This window comes from Cupriavidus basilensis OR16 (assembly GCF_000243095.1).
Taxonomy (GTDB): Bacteria; Pseudomonadota; Gammaproteobacteria; order Burkholderiales; family Burkholderiaceae; genus Cupriavidus; species Cupriavidus basilensis_D.
In genome coordinates, this window is sequence record NZ_AHJE01000040.1 from 15,316 (window position 1) to 31,687 (window position 16,372).

Genomic DNA, 16,372 nt, shown 5'->3' on the forward strand with positions numbered 1-16,372 from the left:
GTGTGGATTCAGCCTTGCGTGGCCTGCGCCGCGCGCACGGTGGCGGCGTCAAGGCGTACCACCCACGCGGCATCGCGCTTGTCGCGAAAGGCCTGGATGCCTTCGGCGCCTTCGCTGCGCATGCATTGGGCGAACAGGTGCGCGGCTTCGTCCAGCACGGCGCCCTGCGCGACCTGCCCGGTGCGCGCCACCAGCGGCTTGAAGGCGCGGTTGGCTTGCGGCCCGCAGCGGCAAATGCGCGTCAGCCACTCGGCCAGCAACGCATCGAGGGCAGCGCTGTCCTCGGCCAGCGCATCGGCCAGCCCCAGCGCCACCGCCGTGTCGCCGCTGACGCGCTCGCCGGACAAGCCGAGGCGCCGCGTGGCCGCCGCGCCGATGCGCGCCACCACGAAGGGCGCGATCTGCGCGGCAATGATGCCCAGCGACGTCTCCGACAAGGCAAAGCGCGCGTCGCGCGTGGCCAGCACGATATCGGCGGCGCAGCTCAGGCCCATGCCGCCACCCATGGCCGCGCCCTCCACCGCCGCCACCACGGGCACCGGGAGCGCGGCCAGGCGCTGCATGAAGTAGCCGAATTCGCGGTTACGGCTTGCCAACGGATCCTCAGGCGCGTTGCCCGCCTCCAGCCTCGCCTTGAAATTGCCGACGTTGCCGCCCGCGCAGAAGAAGCCGCCCGCGCCGCGCAGCACCAGCGCGCGCACGGTGATGTCGGTCTCGGCGCGCTCCACGGCGCGCGCCAGCGCGGCGACCACTTCGGGCGCGAGCGCATTGCGCGTGGCGGGCACGTTGAGGGTGACGAACAGCACGCCCTGGACCTCACGCACGATCACGGCGTGGGCGGCATTGGCGGCATTGGCGGCATCTGTATTGACTGCGTTGATCATGGCTGGAGAGATTGAAGAACGTGGGACGGCGGGCGATGGCGGGCATTCAGCCCTTTGCCATCAGCCCCATCTGCTTGGCGATCACCGTCAGCATCACCTCGTCGGCACCGCCGCCGATGAAGCCGAGCCGGAAATCGCGATACGCGCGCGAGGCATGGTTGTCCCACGTGTAGCCCATGCCGCCCTGGAACTGCATGCACCAGTCGGCCACCTCGCGCGACAGCCGCCCGGCCTTGAGCTTGGCCATGGACGCCAGCTCCACCACGTCGCCGCCATCGATATAGGTTCTGGTCGCCATGTAGACCAGCGCGCGCAGGGCCTCCATCTCGGTCTTGAGCTCGGCCAGCTTGAACTGGATGAACTGGTTGTCCAGCAAGGGCTTGCCAAAGGCGATGCGCTGGCGCAGGTAGTCGGCGGTTTCCTCGATCAGCGCGTTGCAGGCGAGCCGGCGCGCCGCGCCGTTCAGGCGTTCTTCCTGGAACTGCTTCATCTGGTAGATGAAGCCCATGCCCTCTTCGCCGATGCGGTTGCGCGCCGGCACCCGCACTTCGTCAAAGAAGATCTGCGCAGTGTCCGAGCACCACATGCCGAACTTCTTGATCTTCTGCACCTCGACGCCTGGCGTGCGCTTGCCGCCTTGCTTGAGCGGCACGATGATCAGCGACTTGTTCTTGTGCACCGGGCCATCGGAGGTATTGCACAGCAGGCAGATCCAGTCGGCCTGGGTGCCGTTGGTGATCCACATCTTGGAGCCGCTGATCACGTAGTCGTCGCCATCGCGGCGCGCACGCGTCTTGAGCGAGGCCACATCGGAGCCGGCGCCGGCCTCCGACACGCCGATCGCCGCGACCGCCTCGCCGGCGATGGCCGGGGCCAGGAACTCGCGCTTGAGCGCATCGGAGCCGAAGGCCGTCAGGGCCGGCGTGGCCATGTCGGTCTGCACGCCCACCGCCATGCCGATGCCTTGCGCGCGCACATAGCCCAGGGCCTCGGCGGCCGCCACCGCGTAGGAGAAGTCGAGGCCGAGGCCGCCATATTCCACCGGCTTGGTGATGCCAAGGAAGCCGAGCTCGCCCATCTGCTTGAACAATGCATGCGCGGGGAAAATCTCCGCGGCTTCCCACTCGTCGACATGCGGATCGATCTCGGCCGACACGAAGCGGCGGATGCTGTCCATGATGTTGCGATGGTCTTCGGTGTAGAGCATGTTGGTGGTCTCCGATTCTCTTGTTGGTGTGTTCGCGGCGCGCCGATCAGAACCGCGCCACGCCAAATTGCATCGCGCGCGGCGTGCGCGCTTCGGCCTCGCGGGCGGTAGCCAGCACGAAGGCCAGCACGGCGCGGGTGTCGCGCGGGTCGATCACGCCGTCGTCCAGCAACAGGCCGCTGGTGATGAAGGCGCTGGCCTGGCGCTCGAAGTTGGCGACGATCTCGCCGGTCTGCTGCGCCAGGCGCGCTTCGTCCACCGCAACGCACTTGCGCTCGGCCTGCTGGCGCGCGACGATCTCCAGCGTCATGGCGGCCTGCTCGCCGCCCATCACCGCGGTGCGCGCGTTGGGCCACGAGAAGCAAAAGCGCGGGCGGAAGCCCCGGCCGCACATGCCAAAATTGCCCGCGCCAAACGATGCGCCGCAATAGATCGTGACCTGCGGCACGGTGGAGTTGGACAGCGCCTGGATCATCTTGGCGCCGTGCTTGATCATGCCGGCTTCTTCCGACGCGCGGCCAACGATAAAGCCGGTGGTGTTTTGCAGGAACACAATGGGCGTGCCGCTCTGGTTGCAGGCCTGGATAAACTGCGCGGCCTTGGTCGCACCCGCCGGGTCGATCGGGCCGTTATTGCTGATAAAGCCCACCGCATGGCCCTCGATGCGGCCACGGCCGCAGACGGTGGCCGTGCCATAGTCCGGCTTGAACGCAAGCCACGCGGAATCGTCGGTGAGGCGGCCGATGATCTCCAGCATGTCCACGGGCTTCTTCACATCCAGCGTCATCACGCCATCGAGCTCGCCCGCGTCCAGGCGCGGCGGCTGCGCCGGCTGGGGCAGGCGCGGCGCCACGGCCGGCCAGTCCAGGCTGGCCACCACGTCGCGCGCCAGCGCGATGGCATGCTCGTCGTCCTCGGCCAGGAATTCCGCCAGGCCGCTGACGGTGGCATGCAGGTCGGCGCCGCCCAACTCCTCATCGGTGGCGATCTCGCCGGTGGCAGCCTTGAGCAGCGGCGGCCCGGCCAGGAAGGCACGGGCGCGGCCGCGCACCATCACCACGTAGTCGGACAGGCCCGGCATATAGGCGCCACCCGCGGTCGACGACCCGTGCACCACCGTGATCACCGGCAGCCCGGCAGCGGACAGGCGCGCCAGGTTGTAGAAGATGCCGCCGCCGCGCACGAACTTGTCCACGCGGTACTTGCGCAGGTTGGCGCCGGCCGACTCCACCAGGTGGATGAACGGCAGGCGGTTTTCCAGGGCGATCTCCTGGCAGCGCATCAGCTTGAGGTTGCCGCCCTCGGTCATGGCGCCGGCATCGATGCCGGAATCGGTCGCCACCACCATCGCGCGCACGCCGCGGACAAAGCCGATGCCGGCCACCAGCGAGCCGCCGGGAATGGAGGTGTCGTGATCGGTATCATCCATGCCATAACCCGCCAGGTTGGCGATCGGCAGGAAGGCGGTAGCGGGATCCAGCAAGCGCGCCAGGCGCTCGCGCGGCAGCAGCGCACCGCGCTTGGCGAAGGACAGGCGGGCACGCTCGGAAGCGGCAACGGCGCGCTGCTCCAGCGCGCGCAGCTGCTCGATCAGGGCTTGCATGCCGGTGCGCTGGCTGGCAAAGGTGGGACTGGCGGGATCGATCCGGGACTCGATGGGAAGCATGGCGCTCGGCATTGGACAAGGAATGCACCTATTGCAAACCAGCCGCGGTGACGCGACAAGCGCAACATGATGATTTGTGCATAATGTGCACAAACTCGTCTTTGCTGCACCTCCCTAGCGCCTCTGGATGCCACCCGTGCCTGCCCTGCCCGCCTCCCCTTCCCCGCCGTCCCCCGCCATCCCCGGTGTCCAGAGCCTGGACCGCGCGTTTACCCTGCTCTGCCTGCTGGCCGAACACCACGAGTCAGGCCTGACCCTGGCACAACTGGTGGCGCAGACCGGCATCGACCGCACCACGGCGCACCGCATGCTGCGCTACCTCACCCATGCCGGCTTTGCCGTGCAGGACGAGCAAGGCAAGCGCTTCCGGCTAGGCATGGCGGCCATGGCGCTGGGCCTGCGCACCATGAACCGCTCGCCACTGGCCAGCGCGTGCGCCACACGCATGAAGGCGCTGGCGCGCAAGACCGGCGATACGGTGTTCCTGATCGTGCGGATTGGCGACCATGGTTACTGCATGCATGCCGAGGAAGGCAGCCACCGCGTGCAGCATTTCCATCTGCTCAACGGGAGCACCCGGCTGCTGGGCCAGGGGACGGCCAGCATGGCGCTGCTGGCCAAGCTGGAGGATGAGGAGATCGTTGCGCACTATGAGCGGCATCGGGCTGAGTACGAGGGAAGCGGGCTTAGCTTGCTCAAGCTGCAGCGCGGTGTGGAGCGCAGTCGCAAGCTGGGGTATGCGCTGGCTGGCGCTGGGGGCGTGGCGGGGGTGGGGTATGCGTTTGCGTTGCCTTTTGCCGGGGAAGCTGCCATCAGTATCGTGTCTACGGCTTCGCGGATGCCGGTGGCTCGTCGGCATGAGATTGGGGGGATGATCAGGGGGGTGTTTGGGTAGGTTTTGGCGTTTTGAGGTTTTTGCGCATGGAGTTGGTTTTGGGGCCCAAGGGCAGCACATTGGGCTCTTGTTGCTTGATTGGGCTTTGGTTTTTCGGTGTTGGCTGTTGCGCCCAAGAGCCGTACGACATCGCCCTGCGGGGTTGATCGCTGTTTGATTGATCGGCGATGGTTTTTGCACCCAAGAGCGTACGACATCCCTCGGTGGTTGCGTCGTACGGCCCTGGGTGTTGGCTGGCATGTTCTACCGGTTTTAGAGGCATCGCGATGGCATGACCCATGGGTTTCGTGGCGCGGCCCCTGACCTCGTATGCGGTGACCATTCTCACAGCTGCCGTTCGCGGCGCTGGCTGCTGCGCCGTTTCAGGTGTGGCTGGTTTCGTGGTTTTGTCTCTGGCGGTGGGCGCCCTGGTAGGGCTCACTCACATTGGTGGCGGCCACTCGGATTTTGTCGTCTTTTATTGTCGTAAATAAAAAAAACGCTAAAATCACCAATTGCCGAAATATCAGGTGATTGCACTGCATGCGATGCCACTGGATGCATATCCCGGCCGTCACCGGCAGTGCCGCAAAAAAGACAAACAAGCGAAGGGAGAGGTCATTGTGGGAATGATGGGTCATGAATTGCGCAGCATGTTGGCCGGCCTGGCAGGCGGGATGAGCCTCCTTGCTTCCGGCAGCCTGCTGGCGCAAGGCAGCGAGAGCAAGGAAAAGGAGATGGAGGCGGCCTGGCAGGCTGCGCAGTCCAGCGCCCAGGCAGGGCCGGCCACGGTAAAACTGGGCGAACAGGCCACGCTGAAGCTGCCGGCCAAGGAGGTCTTCATTCCCCAGCCGGCCGCCGGCAAGCTCATGCACGCCATGGGTAACCTCGACGACGAACGCCTGCTTGGCCTGGTGCTGCCCACCGGCGACGACGACTGGATGGTGGTGGCCAAGTACGAGCCCTCGGGCTACATCCGCGACGACGAGGCCAAGGACTGGAATGTCGACGATCTCTTCAAATCGCTCAAGGAAGGCACAGAAGCCGCCAACGAGGAACGCGAGAAGCGCGGTATCAGCGGGCTGGAGATCGTCGGCTGGGTGGAGCGTCCCCACTATGAGGCGGCCAGCCACCGCCTGGTCTGGTCGATGTCGGCACGCGAGAAAGGCCAGCCGGCCGATGCCCCGCAATCCGTCAACTACAACACCTATGCGCTCGGGCGGGAAGGCTACGTCAGCCTGAACCTGATCACCGCGCGCGACCAGGTCGACGCCAACAAACCCGTGGTGCGCACGTTGCTGTCCAACCTCGACTTCACCGAGGGCAAGGCCTATGCGGATTTCAATGCCAGCACGGACAAGGTGGCGGAATACGGGCTGGCCGCGCTGATCGGCGGGGTAGCGGCAAAGAAGCTGGGCCTGCTGGCCATCCTGGCTGCGTTCTTCGCCAAGTTCGCCAAGGTGATCGCGTTGGCAGTGGCGGGCATCGGCTATTCCGCCACCAAGTGGTTCAGGCGCAAGCCGTCCGGTTCCGCAGAGCCGAAGTGAAGGCCCATTCCTGCCCGCCGGCGACGGCGTTGTGCCGATGCTCAAGGCCTGGCGCTACGATCCGCGGGCCCCGGAGAACCGCGCCTATTGCACCATCAGCGCGGCAATGCGACTGACCTATACGCTGTACTACCTCGGGCTGGTGGTGTTCCTGGCGTTCCTGGCGGTCATGACCCATGACCCGCACGGCATGCTGGACAGCCTGCGCGCCGGCGGCATGGCCAGCTGACGCCGCAGAAGCCGCCCGAAGCCGCCCGAATCCAATTCAACCTGAATACCAAGGCAATGAGAAGCAAAACGCTTTACCTGAAGGGCGCAGTCCTGTTGGCTGTGGCAACCATTCCCGCCATGACCCTGGCGCGCGACTACCGACCACCCGGCACGCTCGGCGAAGGCTCGCAACTGCACCGATTCGTGCTGCGCGATCCGGCCACCGACCGGCCCCTGCCCGAGGCCCGTTACCGCTTGTTCCTGCCGGGCCAGCGGATCGCCGGCATCACCCCTAAGCCGAACGAGCAGGACAGCGTGATCTTCGGGGTGACCGACAAGCACGGCAATACCGTGTCGGTGCGGCTGCCCAAGCGCTATCCAAGGGACAAGTGGATCCTCAACCCGATCGTCGGCGAAGGGGATTTCGGGGAGGCGTTCTCGATGCGCGGCGAGACCAGCAACCATCCCATGGCTGGCCTGGCCTATGTGCTCGACCTCAAGGACGGTTTCCTGTTCTGCAACCGGACGGATAGCCGCGGCTATACCTACTATGCACAAAGCTACAAGGCACAGACGATCAGCCTGGACTATGAGTTTGGCGGCCTGGAACCGGCCGAATATGCCTGGTGCAAGCGCCAGTCCGATACCATCGCCGCCCTGCCCACCAACGCCGGGCCCGCGGCCGCGTTCCGGCAGATGCTGGCCAGCTACGAGGCCGGCAAGGGCGAAATCGGCGCGGGCTTCCAGGCGCGCGTGCGGCGCAAGCTGATCGATCTGGCCATTGCCGGCCGGGACGACAAGCAGCTGGATATCGCGCTTGGCCTGGCGCCGCTCACGAAGGAGCGCCTGAACGAGGTCGGCTATGCGCTGGTCGACGCGAACTGGATGGTCGGGCGCGGCATGGCCCTGATCGACGAGGCGCTGGCGCACTCGCCAGACAACCCTTTTATCCTCGACAGCAAAGGCTGGGCCCTGTTCCGCCTGGGCCAGCCCGAGCAGGCGCTCGGCTACATGGAGCAATCGCTGGCCGCGTTTGGCGAGGGCACCGAAGCCAACCTGGGCGCGCGCGTGGAAGGCCTGGTGCACAAGGGCGAAGCACTGTGGCAGCTGAATCGCAAAGACGAGGCGCGCGCCGCGTTTGCGATGGCAACCCATTTGTCGCCCGATGACGAAACGCTGCTGCGCACCCTGGCGCGGCTGCAGGTGGAGCTGCCCTAGGCATACCGCCCCGCGCCAAGATCGCGGGGCGCTTCAAACAACATCACCAACGGTACAGACAGTACCAACAGTACCAACAGCACCAACAGCACCTACCTGGAAATTCCCATGAAGTTCAACACCCGTTCGCTCACCTTGCTCATCGCCGCACTGCCGCTGGTGCTCGCCGCCTGCGGCAACAAGGAGCCCGAGCAGCGCGCCGCTTTCACGCAGTTCCTGCAAACCCGGATCGTCGACAAGCCCGGCGTGCGCGTGCCGCAACTCAGCGCGGCGGAGAAGGAATCGTTTGGCGACTACGCCGCGCAGTATGCGGTGATCACCGATTTCAACACGGGCATGAGCAGCTCGGTCAAGCCGCTCGGCGATGTCATGCAAAAGGGTGCCATGCGTTCATTGAGCGACATCGTGGCGCGCCGCGACGAGGTCAAGGCTGCGCGCGAGATGCTGGCCGGCATGCGCGGCGCACTCGACACCGAGCAGGCCAAGGCCGATGCCGCCCACGCGCAGCTCAAGCAAGCGGATGACTTGAAGGTGGTCTACGACAAGGCCTTCGAGAAGACCGTGACCGTGCCCGCCAACACGTTCAAGGCGGTGTTCCCGCAGGTGGACGCCGCCTTTGCGAGCGGCCTGCAGGTGGCCGACTTCGTGGAGAAGAACAAGGGCCAGATCGAGGTCAGCGGGTCCGTCGTGAAAGTGCAAAGCCCGGCCGTGCAAGCAGAACTGAACAAGCTGCTGCAAGGCCTGAACAACCAGGCCAAGGAAGTGAAGCTGGCGCAGACCCGCTTGCGGGCCGTGATGCTGGGCAACTGAGCTTCAGCGAGCAGTGATGCAAGCCATGCCAGCCCGGGCGCTCAGCCCTGCTGGTGTTCCTTGAACTTGGCCAGCGCGATGGCCAGCGCGGCGCTCCCGATGGTCTTGACCAACGCGGGGTGCTGCGCGTAGAAGCCGGCAATCTGGTCGACGATGCCCGGATGGGCCTGCTCGGCATGGGTGGCGATCTCCTGCACCTGCGCCGGACTCAGCTGGCTGGCCTGCTCGGGCGTGACCTGGGTCGCGCCGGGCTGCAGCAGATTGCCCAGTGCGCCGCCCGCCGCGCCGGACAACACCGCGGGCCCAAGCGTTGCCAGCAGCTGGTTAAGCATGCCCGCCTGCTGCGCACCGTTGGATTGGCCGAACAACTCCCCCACCATATTGCCGAAGGCCGGCGTCTGATCCGAGTGGAAAGCGCCGGCCAGCAACTGGCCAAGCGCGCCCTCCGGCGCGTTCTGCGCAATGTGGTCCACCTGCTGCTCGGGATTGCCGCCAAGGGCGGAAGCTGCGTTCTGCAAAAAGTCCATCAGGCTCATGATCGGGTTCCGTGCTCTGCGTTGCGGGTGCTGCTGCTTGGTGCTTGGTGCTTGGTGTTGGCGCATAGCCATCAACGGCACGGGGCCTAGCTCTTCTTGCTGATCAGGTGATAGGCCAGCAGCAGGATCACCGCGCCCACCACGGCGCCGATAAAGCCTGCCGATTGCCCTGGGCGATACCAGTGCAGGGCCTGCCCGAGAAAGGTGGCCGCCAACGCGCCGCCGATGCCCAGCGCAGCCGTCAGGAAGAACCCGCTAGGGCCGCTGCCCGGGGTAATGGCACGCGCTACGAGCCCAGCGACGAAGCCGATAAGAATGGTCCAGATCAGGTGCATGGCGTCAGGGGAAAAGAAAAGAGGGTGCGCCCCCAGCGGAGCGCACCCTGAACCCGCGCATTACTGCGCGGCGGACTTGGCCGGCGTTGCCGTCTTGGTATGCTTGGAGGTGCCGTGTGTCTTGTTGCTCTTGTGCGCGCTCTTTTCGACCTTGGCAGGCGCCTTGGGGGCGTCGGCGGCCGGGGCCGGAGCCGGGGCCTGGGCGAAAGCGCCGGCAGCGAAGAGTCCGAGGGTCAGGATGGCGAGTGCCTTCTTCATGTCTATCTCCAGGTTGAGGCGCGCAGCTTGCGCGTTGCCTGTAAAAACGGCCCGATGCGAGTGCCTGTTGACAGCGAATGCACAGCGCTATGTAACAGTTCGTATCCGGCTGATGGGAAGACTAGCGCAACGCATCGGCCAGCAGCATGCCGGTCACAATCTTTTGCAATCCGCGCCAGCGGCATGATGCCGGCGGCAAACAGAACAACAAGAATACGAACAGGACGACAACCCTCCGATGACCGCTTCCGCCACCGGCCGCGCCCGGCTCGACTGGACCACGCTTGGCCTGCTGACATTCCCGCCGCTGAGCTGGGCCGGCAACGCCATCGTCGGCCACTACGCCGCCGGCGCCATCCCCCCGATCACGCTGAACTTTGCCCGCTGGGCGCTGGCCGGGCTGCTGCTCGCGCCCTATGTCTGGCGTGGCGTGCGCGAGCATGCCGCCACGCTGCGCCGGCACGCCGGTGTGATTGCCGCCATGGGCATGCTCTCCGTCTCGGTCTACAACGCCATGCAGTACCTGGCGCTGACCACCTCGTCGCCGATCAATGTCACGCTGATCAGCGCTTCGGCGCCGATCTTCCTGTTGATCATCGGCGCGCTGTTCTTCCGCGAGCGGGTGCGCGGCTGGCATGTGGCGGGCGCCCTGCTGTGCCTTGCCGGCGTGGGCGTGGTGATGCTGCGCGGGGATCCCGGGCGGCTGGCCCAGCTGGATTTCGTGGCCGGCGATTTGTTCATGCTGGCCGGCACCATCACCTGGAGCGCTTACACCTGGCTGCTGCGCAAGAAGCGCCCGGACCTGCCGCTGGCGGTGCTGCTGTTTGCGCAGATCGTGGCGGGCGTGCTGGCCTGCGTGCCGTTCGTCGCGTGGGAACTACTGTCAGGGAGCGCGCCGATTCACTGGAACGGCAAGGCGCTCGGCATCCTGGTCTATGTGGCAACGATCCCCTCGCTGCTGGCCTACTTTGCCTGGGACCGTGCCATTGCCCGTGCCGGGGCGCAGCTGCCGGTGTTCTTCTTCACGCTCACGCCGGTCTTTGCCGCGCTGATGTCTTCGGCGCTGCTGGGCGACTGGCCGCGCTGGTATCACGCGGCCGGCCTGGGCGCCATCGTGGCCGGCATCTGGATCGCCAACCGGCGCTGAATGCGGGCTAGGCCGCCTAGCCCGCGATCGCCGGATCCAGCCGGAACACGGCGACCGAGCGCTCCATGCGCTGGGCTTGCTCCTTGAGCGCATCGGCCGCGGCGGCGGCCTGCTCGACCAGCGCCGCGTTCTGCTGCGTCACCTGATCCATCTGCGTCACGGCCTGGTTCACCTGGACAATACCGCTGCTCTGCTCCTGGGAGGCGCGGCTGATCTCCTCCATCATGACGGTCACGCGCTTGACCGCCGCGACAATGCTGTCCATGGTGGCGGCCGCGTCCCCGGCCAGCGCCGAGCCGGCCTCCACCCGCTGCACCGATTGGGAAATCAGCATGCGGATCTCCTTGGCGGAGCTGCCGGCGCGCTGCGCCAGGCTGCGCACCTCGGTGGCCACCACGGCAAAGCCGCGCCCGTACTCACCGGCGCGCGCCGCTTCCACCGCCGCGTTGAGCGCCAGGATGTTGGTCTGGAACGCGATGCCGTCGATCACCGCGATGATGTCGACAATGCGCTTCGAATCGGCCTCGATCTCGCCCATGGTCCGCAGCACGCGGCCCACCGAGGTCCCGCCAGCCACGGCGATGTCGGACGCCTCGCCCGCGCACCAGCGACAGCAGGTGCCGCTTCACATGGCTGAGCTCGTCGCTGCCGCGCACCGCCAGCGTAATGGCCAGGTCGCCGGCGTTGATGCGCTCCACCATGCTGGCCACCTGCCGCACGTCCTCGCGCATGCCGTGGCTGAAGCCGGCGAACAGGTAGAACGCCGCGCCCACGGCCAGCAGGGCTACCCCGGCCAGCACCTCGAGCTGCAGCATCTCGGCATCAATGCGCTGCGCCAGCATGTCGCGGGCGATCCCGGAAAACGCCTTGTTGACCGAGGAGACCGCATTGATGGCTGCCGTCGCTTCGTCAAAATAGGGCTTGGCCTCGATGGCGATGCCGCCGCTGCCCAGCATCTTTTCCTTCAGCGTGCGGTAGAAGGCGTCCATGGCGGCCAGTTGCGCGAGCGCGCCTTCCACCCGCGGGCGATACGCCGGGGCCCCGCGCCTCACGCGGTCGATATCGCGCCGCACGGATTCCAGGCCGTCCTGGATCTGCTCGCCCAGCGCGGCCAGCTCGGCTTGCTGCGCCGCATCAGAGTATCCACCCTGGCTGATGATGGCCGCGCCCCTGCCACGCGCCAGCGCACTCAACTCGGCCAGCTTGGGCATCTGCCCGACCATCAGCGTCACCAGGTAGTACGAGCCGCTGTCGGGGTCGAGCGCGAGCGAAGAGCGGTCCGCCACATCGCCGATAAACAGCCGCGTCTGCTTGACCAGCGCGCTGTGCGTCTCGAACAGCGGGCCGGCGGTGGCCTTCAGGCCCGTTTCATGCATGCGTTGCCACGACTGTTCGAGCATTCTTGCTTCCGGCATGACATCGAAGCGGGCCGCCTCGCCCGCTTGCTGCATCAGCGCGCCAAGGTGTGCCGCGGCCTTCGCATCCGCGCCGTCAAAGGTGGCGCGAAATGCCGCGTTGCCGGCAAGCACGGCATTGGCCGCGCCGCGCCGGACCTGCGTCTCGCGCATGAAATCGAGGGCACGCTCGACGATGGCCAGGCCGCGCAGTTCGTCCTGCGAAGCGCGGATCGATTGCACCGACAGGCTCAGCACCGCATAGAGCGCGCCGCTGAGCGGGATCAGGAACAGGATGGCAAGCAACAGCAGCTTGCGGGTGATGGTGAGGCGCGCCATCAGGCGCACGGCGGGGGAGAGAAAGGTAGCCATGGGAGCCCCGAATAATCGCTTGCATGGGTCTTGTAACGGCCGGCTCAACCCTTACTGAAGCGCGTTTTCGCGGCTTTTTCCGCATGCACAAGAGCGGGGCCAGAACGGCACAAGGCGGGTGCAGGATTCCCGCTAAACGGGCAAGGACGGGCACAAGACGGGAGCGTGGCTAGCGAGAAGCCGGCCGCGTATAGGCAATAAGCGGAGATCAGGCTGACACAAAACAGACGCATAACCGACGTACAACGAGCGTACAACCAAGGGATCGCGAAATCAGCGCGCTGGCTTGTAAAGATGTGGGAAACGCCTGAACCAATGCCGTTGAGTGCTGTCTTTCCGTAGGCGGTTCTGCGCCATGCGCGGGCCGCGCGATCAGGATTTTCAACCCAGGAGATGGCGATGTTAAGCCCCCACGAATTTGCCACCTTGCTGCTGGTCCACGATGTGCAGGATCGACTGGAACTCGATCCCGTGGACCTGGAGGCACTACTCGAACGCGGCCTCGTGTCGCTGGCGGAATGCGGAGCCGACCTCTGGTGCCCGCGCATCACGGAGCACGGCTACGCGCTGCTCCGCGCGGTCGGCTGGCAGGGGGAGATGAACCGGGCACGGCGCGGCGAAACCACGCGGGCATGAGGCGCCCGCGCAATCACGTCCGCGGTAGCATCGCCTGGCGTCAGTGAAAATCGCGGCTGGGTACCATCAGGCGGCCCAGCAGCGGGCTCAGGTCCACCAGTTCCTGTGCCACCAGATGCCTGACCTCGCCCTGGCGCTGCCACGTGCCGATCACCCCCAGCAGTTTCGCGCCCAGCACCTCCTTGCGCTGGCGCTCGATCAGGTCCGGCCACAGGATCACGTTGATGGCACCGGTTTCGTCCTCGATCGACGTAAAGATGGTGCCGCCGGCCGTGGATGGCCGCTGCCGCACCGTGACGATGCCGCAGGCACGCACCTGCCGGTTGTTGCCGCAGCGGGATAGTTCCTGCGCCGTCGCGTATTGCATCGCGGCCAGCCTGGGCCGCAGCAGCGCGAGCGGATGCGATTTGAGCGACAGGCCCGTGCTGGCGTAATCGGCCGCCACATCCTCGCCCAGGCGCGGCGCCGGCAGCGATAGCGCGCTCTCGGCCGGCGGCGCCTCATAGAGCAGGTCGTGGTGCGCGGCCTGCAGCGCCGCGGCGCGCGCCTGCCAGCGCGCCTGGCGGCGATGCCCGGCGAGGCTGGCCAGCGCATCTGCGGCGGCCAGCGCGTCGATGTCGTGCCGGTCCAGGCGCGCGCGCAGCACCAGGTCTTCCACGCTGGCGAAAGGCGCCTGCGCGCGGGCCTGCTCGATCCGCCCAGCCGCCGCCTCGCGCATGCCGTTCACGCGGTTCAGGCCAAGCCGCACCGCCGGGTGGACGCGCTGGCGCTGGCGCTGACGCTGGCGCGCACTCGCCACCGCGCCGCTGGCCTCATGCTCCAGCGCGCTTTCCCAGCCGCTCACCGTCACATCCACCGGATACGTGCGCACGTGGTGCCGGCGCGCATCCTGCACGAGTTGCGACGCCGAGTAGAATCCCATCGGCTGGCTGTTGAGCAGCGCGCACAGGAAGGCCGCCGGATGGTGGCACTTGATCCACGCGCTGATATAGACCAGCTTGGCGAAGCTGGCGGCATGGCTTTCCGGGAAGCCGTATTCGCCAAACCCTTCGATCTGCTTGCACAGGGCCAGCGCAAAAGCCTCGGGGTACTTGTTGCGGCCATGCCGCCCTGGATCGGGCCGGGCCGCACGATGGCCACTTCCACCACCAGGTCGTAATACTTGCGCGGCATGAGGCGCGGCAGCATCGACTGCTGCGCGCGCGACTCCACCTGGAACACGCCGATGGTGTCGGCGGCGCAGATCATGTCGTAGGTTTGCGGATCCTTCTTGGGCACGTCTTCCATCCGGTACGGCGCGCCCGAGCGCGTGGGGATCATCGTGAGCGCACGCCGGATGGCCGAGAGCATGCCGAGCGCCAGCACGTCCACCTTCAGGAGGCCCAGCGATTCCAGGTCGTCCTTGTCCCACTGGATCACGCTGCGGTTTTCCATGGCAGCGTTCTCGATCGGCACCAGCCGCGACAGCTTGTGCCGCGCAATCACAAAGCCACCCACGTGCTGCGACAGGTGGCGTGGAAAGCCGCGCAGCTGCGCGGTCAGGCTGGCCCACTGCCGTACTGCCGGCGCGTCCGGGTCCAGCCCGTACTGCGAAATGCGCTCCAGGAAGGTCTTGCCGCCATCCCACCACGCCTGCCCCTTGACCACCTGCTCGATCACGCTGGCATCGATGCCCAGCGCCCGGCCCACGTCGCGCAGCGCGCTGCGCGAGCGATAGGTGATCAGCGACGCCGCCAGCGCGGCGCGGTGGCGGCCGTATTTCTCGTAGATGTACTGGATGACCTCTTCGCGCCGCTGGTGCTCGAAGTCCACGTCAATATCCGGCGGCTCGTCGCGCTCGCTCGAGAGAAAGCGGCCGAACAGCAGGTTGGCATCCCTGGGACCGACCTCGGTGATGAACAGGCAATAGCAGACCAGCGAATTGGCTGCCGAGCCGCGGCCCTGGCACAGGATGCCGCGGCCGCGGGCAAAGCGCACGATGTCGTGCACGGTGAGGAAGAACGGCTCGTACTGCTTCTCGCGGATCAGCGCGAGCTCCTCCTTCAGTTGCTTGCGCCATTTGGGCCGGAGACCTGCGGGGAAGCGCCGCAGCACGCCTTTCATGGTCTCGCGGCGCAGGTAGCTGAACGGCGTCTCGCCCAGGGGCACCAGTTCCTCCGGATACTCGTAGCGCAGCGACTGCAGCGAGAAGTCGCACATTGCGGCAACCCGCAACGTCTGCGCCAGCGCCTCGCGCGGGTACAAGCGCGACAAGCGCTGGCGCATGCGCAGGTGCTGCTCGGCATTGGGCGCCAGCGCCATGCCGCATTCGGCCAGCGGCTGGCCCACGCGGATCGCGCTCAGCACGTCCGACAGTGGCTTGCGCGAGCGCACGTGCATGGTCACCGCCCCGGATGCCACCAGCGGCACGCCGGTCAGCGCTGCGGCCTCCTCCAGCCGCAGCCGGTGCATGGCATCGGCATGGCCCTGCAATTGTTCGAGCGCGATCCAGCCGCGCCCGGCAAACGTCTGCTGCATCCACTGGGCTTGCCGCAGCAGCTCGCCGGGGTCAGGGCAATACGAAGGCAGCAGCAGCGCCAGGCAATCGGGCATGCCGCGCAGGTGGGCCTGGTCCGGCTGCGGCGCGGCGATGTCGTCGGGATGCAGCGCGTAGGCGCCCTTTTGCGCGCGCGTGCGGCCAAGCGTGATCAGCTCGCTGAGGTTGCCGAAGCCTTCCCGGTCCTGCGCCAGCAGCACCAGCCGCAGCACGGGCTGGCCCGCGTGATCGGTGAGCGTGAAGCGGCTGCCAATCAGCAGGCGGAAATCCTGCGCTGCGCGGGCCAGGGCAAGCAGGCGTTCATGGCGGCGCAGGCGGGCCTGCAAGGCTTCGTCAGGGCTTGCGGCAGCGCGGGCATCCTGCGCGGTGGCGAATTCGCCCTCGCCGCCTTCCTGGTCGCCCTCCTCCTGCGGCTCGTCCGCTGGCGCCTCCTCATCTTCATCCAGCCCGGCGGCCAGCCGCGCCGCGCTGCGCTCGGCCGCATCGCGAGTGCGTTCGCGCAGGTCCTTCAGCGCGTGGTGCGCGCGTGCCGTGCCCGCCACCGAGCATTCGTCGGTCAGCGCCAGGCCGCGGTAGCCCAGCGCAAATGCGCGCTCGATCAGCTCGACCGGATGCGAAGCCCCGTCCAGGAACGTGAAATTGGAGATGCAATGCAGCTCGGCATAGTCGGGCAACGCCGGCAGCAACGCGGAAAGCGCCGGCGGCAACGCAGAAAATGAAGGCATGGCTGGCTGGCTCGGCA

The 16,372-nt window shown here is 66.8% G+C and carries 15 protein-coding genes and 2 pseudogenes; 7 read left to right on the forward strand and 10 right to left on the reverse strand.

The features are described 5' to 3' along the window. Window positions 1–8: 8 nt before the first annotated feature. From OR16_RS15145 to OR16_RS15155, 3 genes are read right to left on the reverse strand one after another with little or no spacing between them, the layout of a single operon-like run. The gene (locus tag OR16_RS15145; protein ID WP_006158829.1) at window positions 9–884 is read right to left on the reverse strand and encodes an enoyl-CoA hydratase/isomerase family protein; all 876 of its coding nucleotides are present in this window, start codon (window positions 882–884) and stop codon (window positions 9–11) included. A gap of 46 nt (window positions 885–930) precedes the next feature. Further along, window positions 931–2,091, reverse strand: a complete 1,161-nt coding sequence (locus OR16_RS15150) for an acyl-CoA dehydrogenase family protein (RefSeq protein WP_006158830.1) — start codon at window positions 2,089–2,091, stop codon at window positions 931–933. Window positions 2,092–2,137: 46 nt separating this feature from the next. Continuing rightward, a complete protein-coding gene (locus OR16_RS15155; protein ID WP_006158831.1) occupies window positions 2,138–3,757 on the reverse strand; it encodes an acyl-CoA carboxylase subunit beta in 1,620 nt (539 codons plus the stop codon). A gap of 127 nt (window positions 3,758–3,884) precedes the next feature. On the opposite strand from OR16_RS15155, the gene OR16_RS15160 reads away from it, so the two are divergent. Then, on the forward strand, window positions 3,885–4,652 hold the full coding sequence (locus tag OR16_RS15160; protein ID WP_050982984.1) for a helix-turn-helix domain-containing protein: 768 nt from the start codon (window positions 3,885–3,887) through the stop codon (window positions 4,650–4,652). 362 nt (window positions 4,653–5,014) lie between these two features. On the opposite strand, the gene OR16_RS15165 is transcribed toward OR16_RS15160, so the two are convergent. Then, the gene (locus OR16_RS15165) at window positions 5,015–5,272 is read right to left on the reverse strand and encodes a hypothetical protein (protein WP_043419842.1); all 258 of its coding nucleotides are present in this window, start codon (window positions 5,270–5,272) and stop codon (window positions 5,015–5,017) included. Between the two features lie 36 nt (window positions 5,273–5,308). Here OR16_RS15165 and OR16_RS15170 point away from each other — a divergent pair, with 36 nt between their 5' ends. The 4 genes and pseudogenes from OR16_RS15170 (at window position 5,309) to OR16_RS15185 (ending at window position 8,416) form a co-directional block, all read left to right on the forward strand. Next, the gene (locus tag OR16_RS15170; RefSeq protein ID WP_237717074.1) at window positions 5,309–6,178 is read left to right on the forward strand and encodes a DUF2167 domain-containing protein; all 870 of its coding nucleotides are present in this window, start codon (window positions 5,309–5,311) and stop codon (window positions 6,176–6,178) included. Window positions 6,179–6,206: 28 nt separating this feature from the next. Continuing rightward, window positions 6,207–6,407, forward strand: a pseudogene (locus tag OR16_RS15175) (site-2 protease family protein); the annotation flags it as partial. Between the two features lie 56 nt (window positions 6,408–6,463). Further along, entirely contained in the window at window positions 6,464–7,606 is a 1,143-nt protein-coding gene (locus OR16_RS15180; protein ID WP_006158835.1) for a tetratricopeptide repeat protein, read from the forward strand. A 108-nt stretch (window positions 7,607–7,714) separates the two neighbouring features. Continuing rightward, window positions 7,715–8,416 carry a DUF3053 domain-containing protein gene (locus OR16_RS15185; RefSeq protein ID WP_006158836.1) on the forward strand — a complete coding sequence of 234 codons (702 nt, stop codon included), beginning with the start codon at window positions 7,715–7,717 and terminating at the stop codon, window positions 8,414–8,416. Window positions 8,417–8,457: 41 nt separating this feature from the next. Here the strand turns inward: OR16_RS15185 and OR16_RS15190 are convergent, their stop codons facing one another. The 3 genes from OR16_RS15190 to OR16_RS15200 form a co-directional block, all read right to left on the reverse strand. Next, on the reverse strand, window positions 8,458–8,952 hold the full coding sequence (locus tag OR16_RS15190; RefSeq protein WP_006158837.1) for a hypothetical protein: 495 nt from the start codon (window positions 8,950–8,952) through the stop codon (window positions 8,458–8,460). Between the two features lie 86 nt (window positions 8,953–9,038). Then, window positions 9,039–9,287 (reverse strand): GlsB/YeaQ/YmgE family stress response membrane protein, encoded by a 249-nt coding sequence (locus OR16_RS15195; protein WP_006158838.1) that lies wholly within the window; start codon window positions 9,285–9,287, stop codon window positions 9,039–9,041. A 60-nt stretch (window positions 9,288–9,347) separates the two neighbouring features. After that, entirely contained in the window at window positions 9,348–9,545 is a 198-nt protein-coding gene (locus OR16_RS15200; RefSeq protein WP_006158839.1) for a hypothetical protein, read from the reverse strand. Between the two features lie 238 nt (window positions 9,546–9,783). On the opposite strand from OR16_RS15200, the gene OR16_RS15205 reads away from it, so the two are divergent. Then, complete coding sequence (locus OR16_RS15205; RefSeq protein ID WP_006158840.1) at window positions 9,784–10,692, forward strand: DMT family transporter; 909 nt, start codon at window positions 9,784–9,786, stop codon at window positions 10,690–10,692. 16 nt (window positions 10,693–10,708) lie between these two features. On the opposite strand, the pseudogene OR16_RS45810 reads toward OR16_RS15205, so the two are convergent. Then, window positions 10,709–12,458 (reverse strand): annotated as a pseudogene (locus OR16_RS45810) (methyl-accepting chemotaxis protein). 399 nt (window positions 12,459–12,857) lie between these two features. Here OR16_RS45810 and OR16_RS15215 point away from each other — a divergent pair. After that, window positions 12,858–13,094, forward strand: a complete 237-nt coding sequence (locus OR16_RS15215) for a hypothetical protein (RefSeq protein WP_006158843.1) — start codon at window positions 12,858–12,860, stop codon at window positions 13,092–13,094. Between the two features lie 40 nt (window positions 13,095–13,134). Here the strand turns inward: OR16_RS15215 and OR16_RS48265 are convergent, their stop codons facing one another. Beyond that, entirely contained in the window at window positions 13,135–14,016 is an 882-nt protein-coding gene (locus tag OR16_RS48265; RefSeq protein WP_423739657.1) for an OB-fold nucleic acid binding domain-containing protein, read from the reverse strand. Then, on the reverse strand, window positions 13,941–16,355 hold the full coding sequence (locus OR16_RS15220; RefSeq protein WP_423739658.1) for a PHP domain-containing protein: 2,415 nt from the start codon (window positions 16,353–16,355) through the stop codon (window positions 13,941–13,943). Before OR16_RS15220 ends, OR16_RS48265 begins: the two co-directional genes overlap by 76 nt. Window positions 16,356–16,372: the final 17 nt, after the last annotated feature.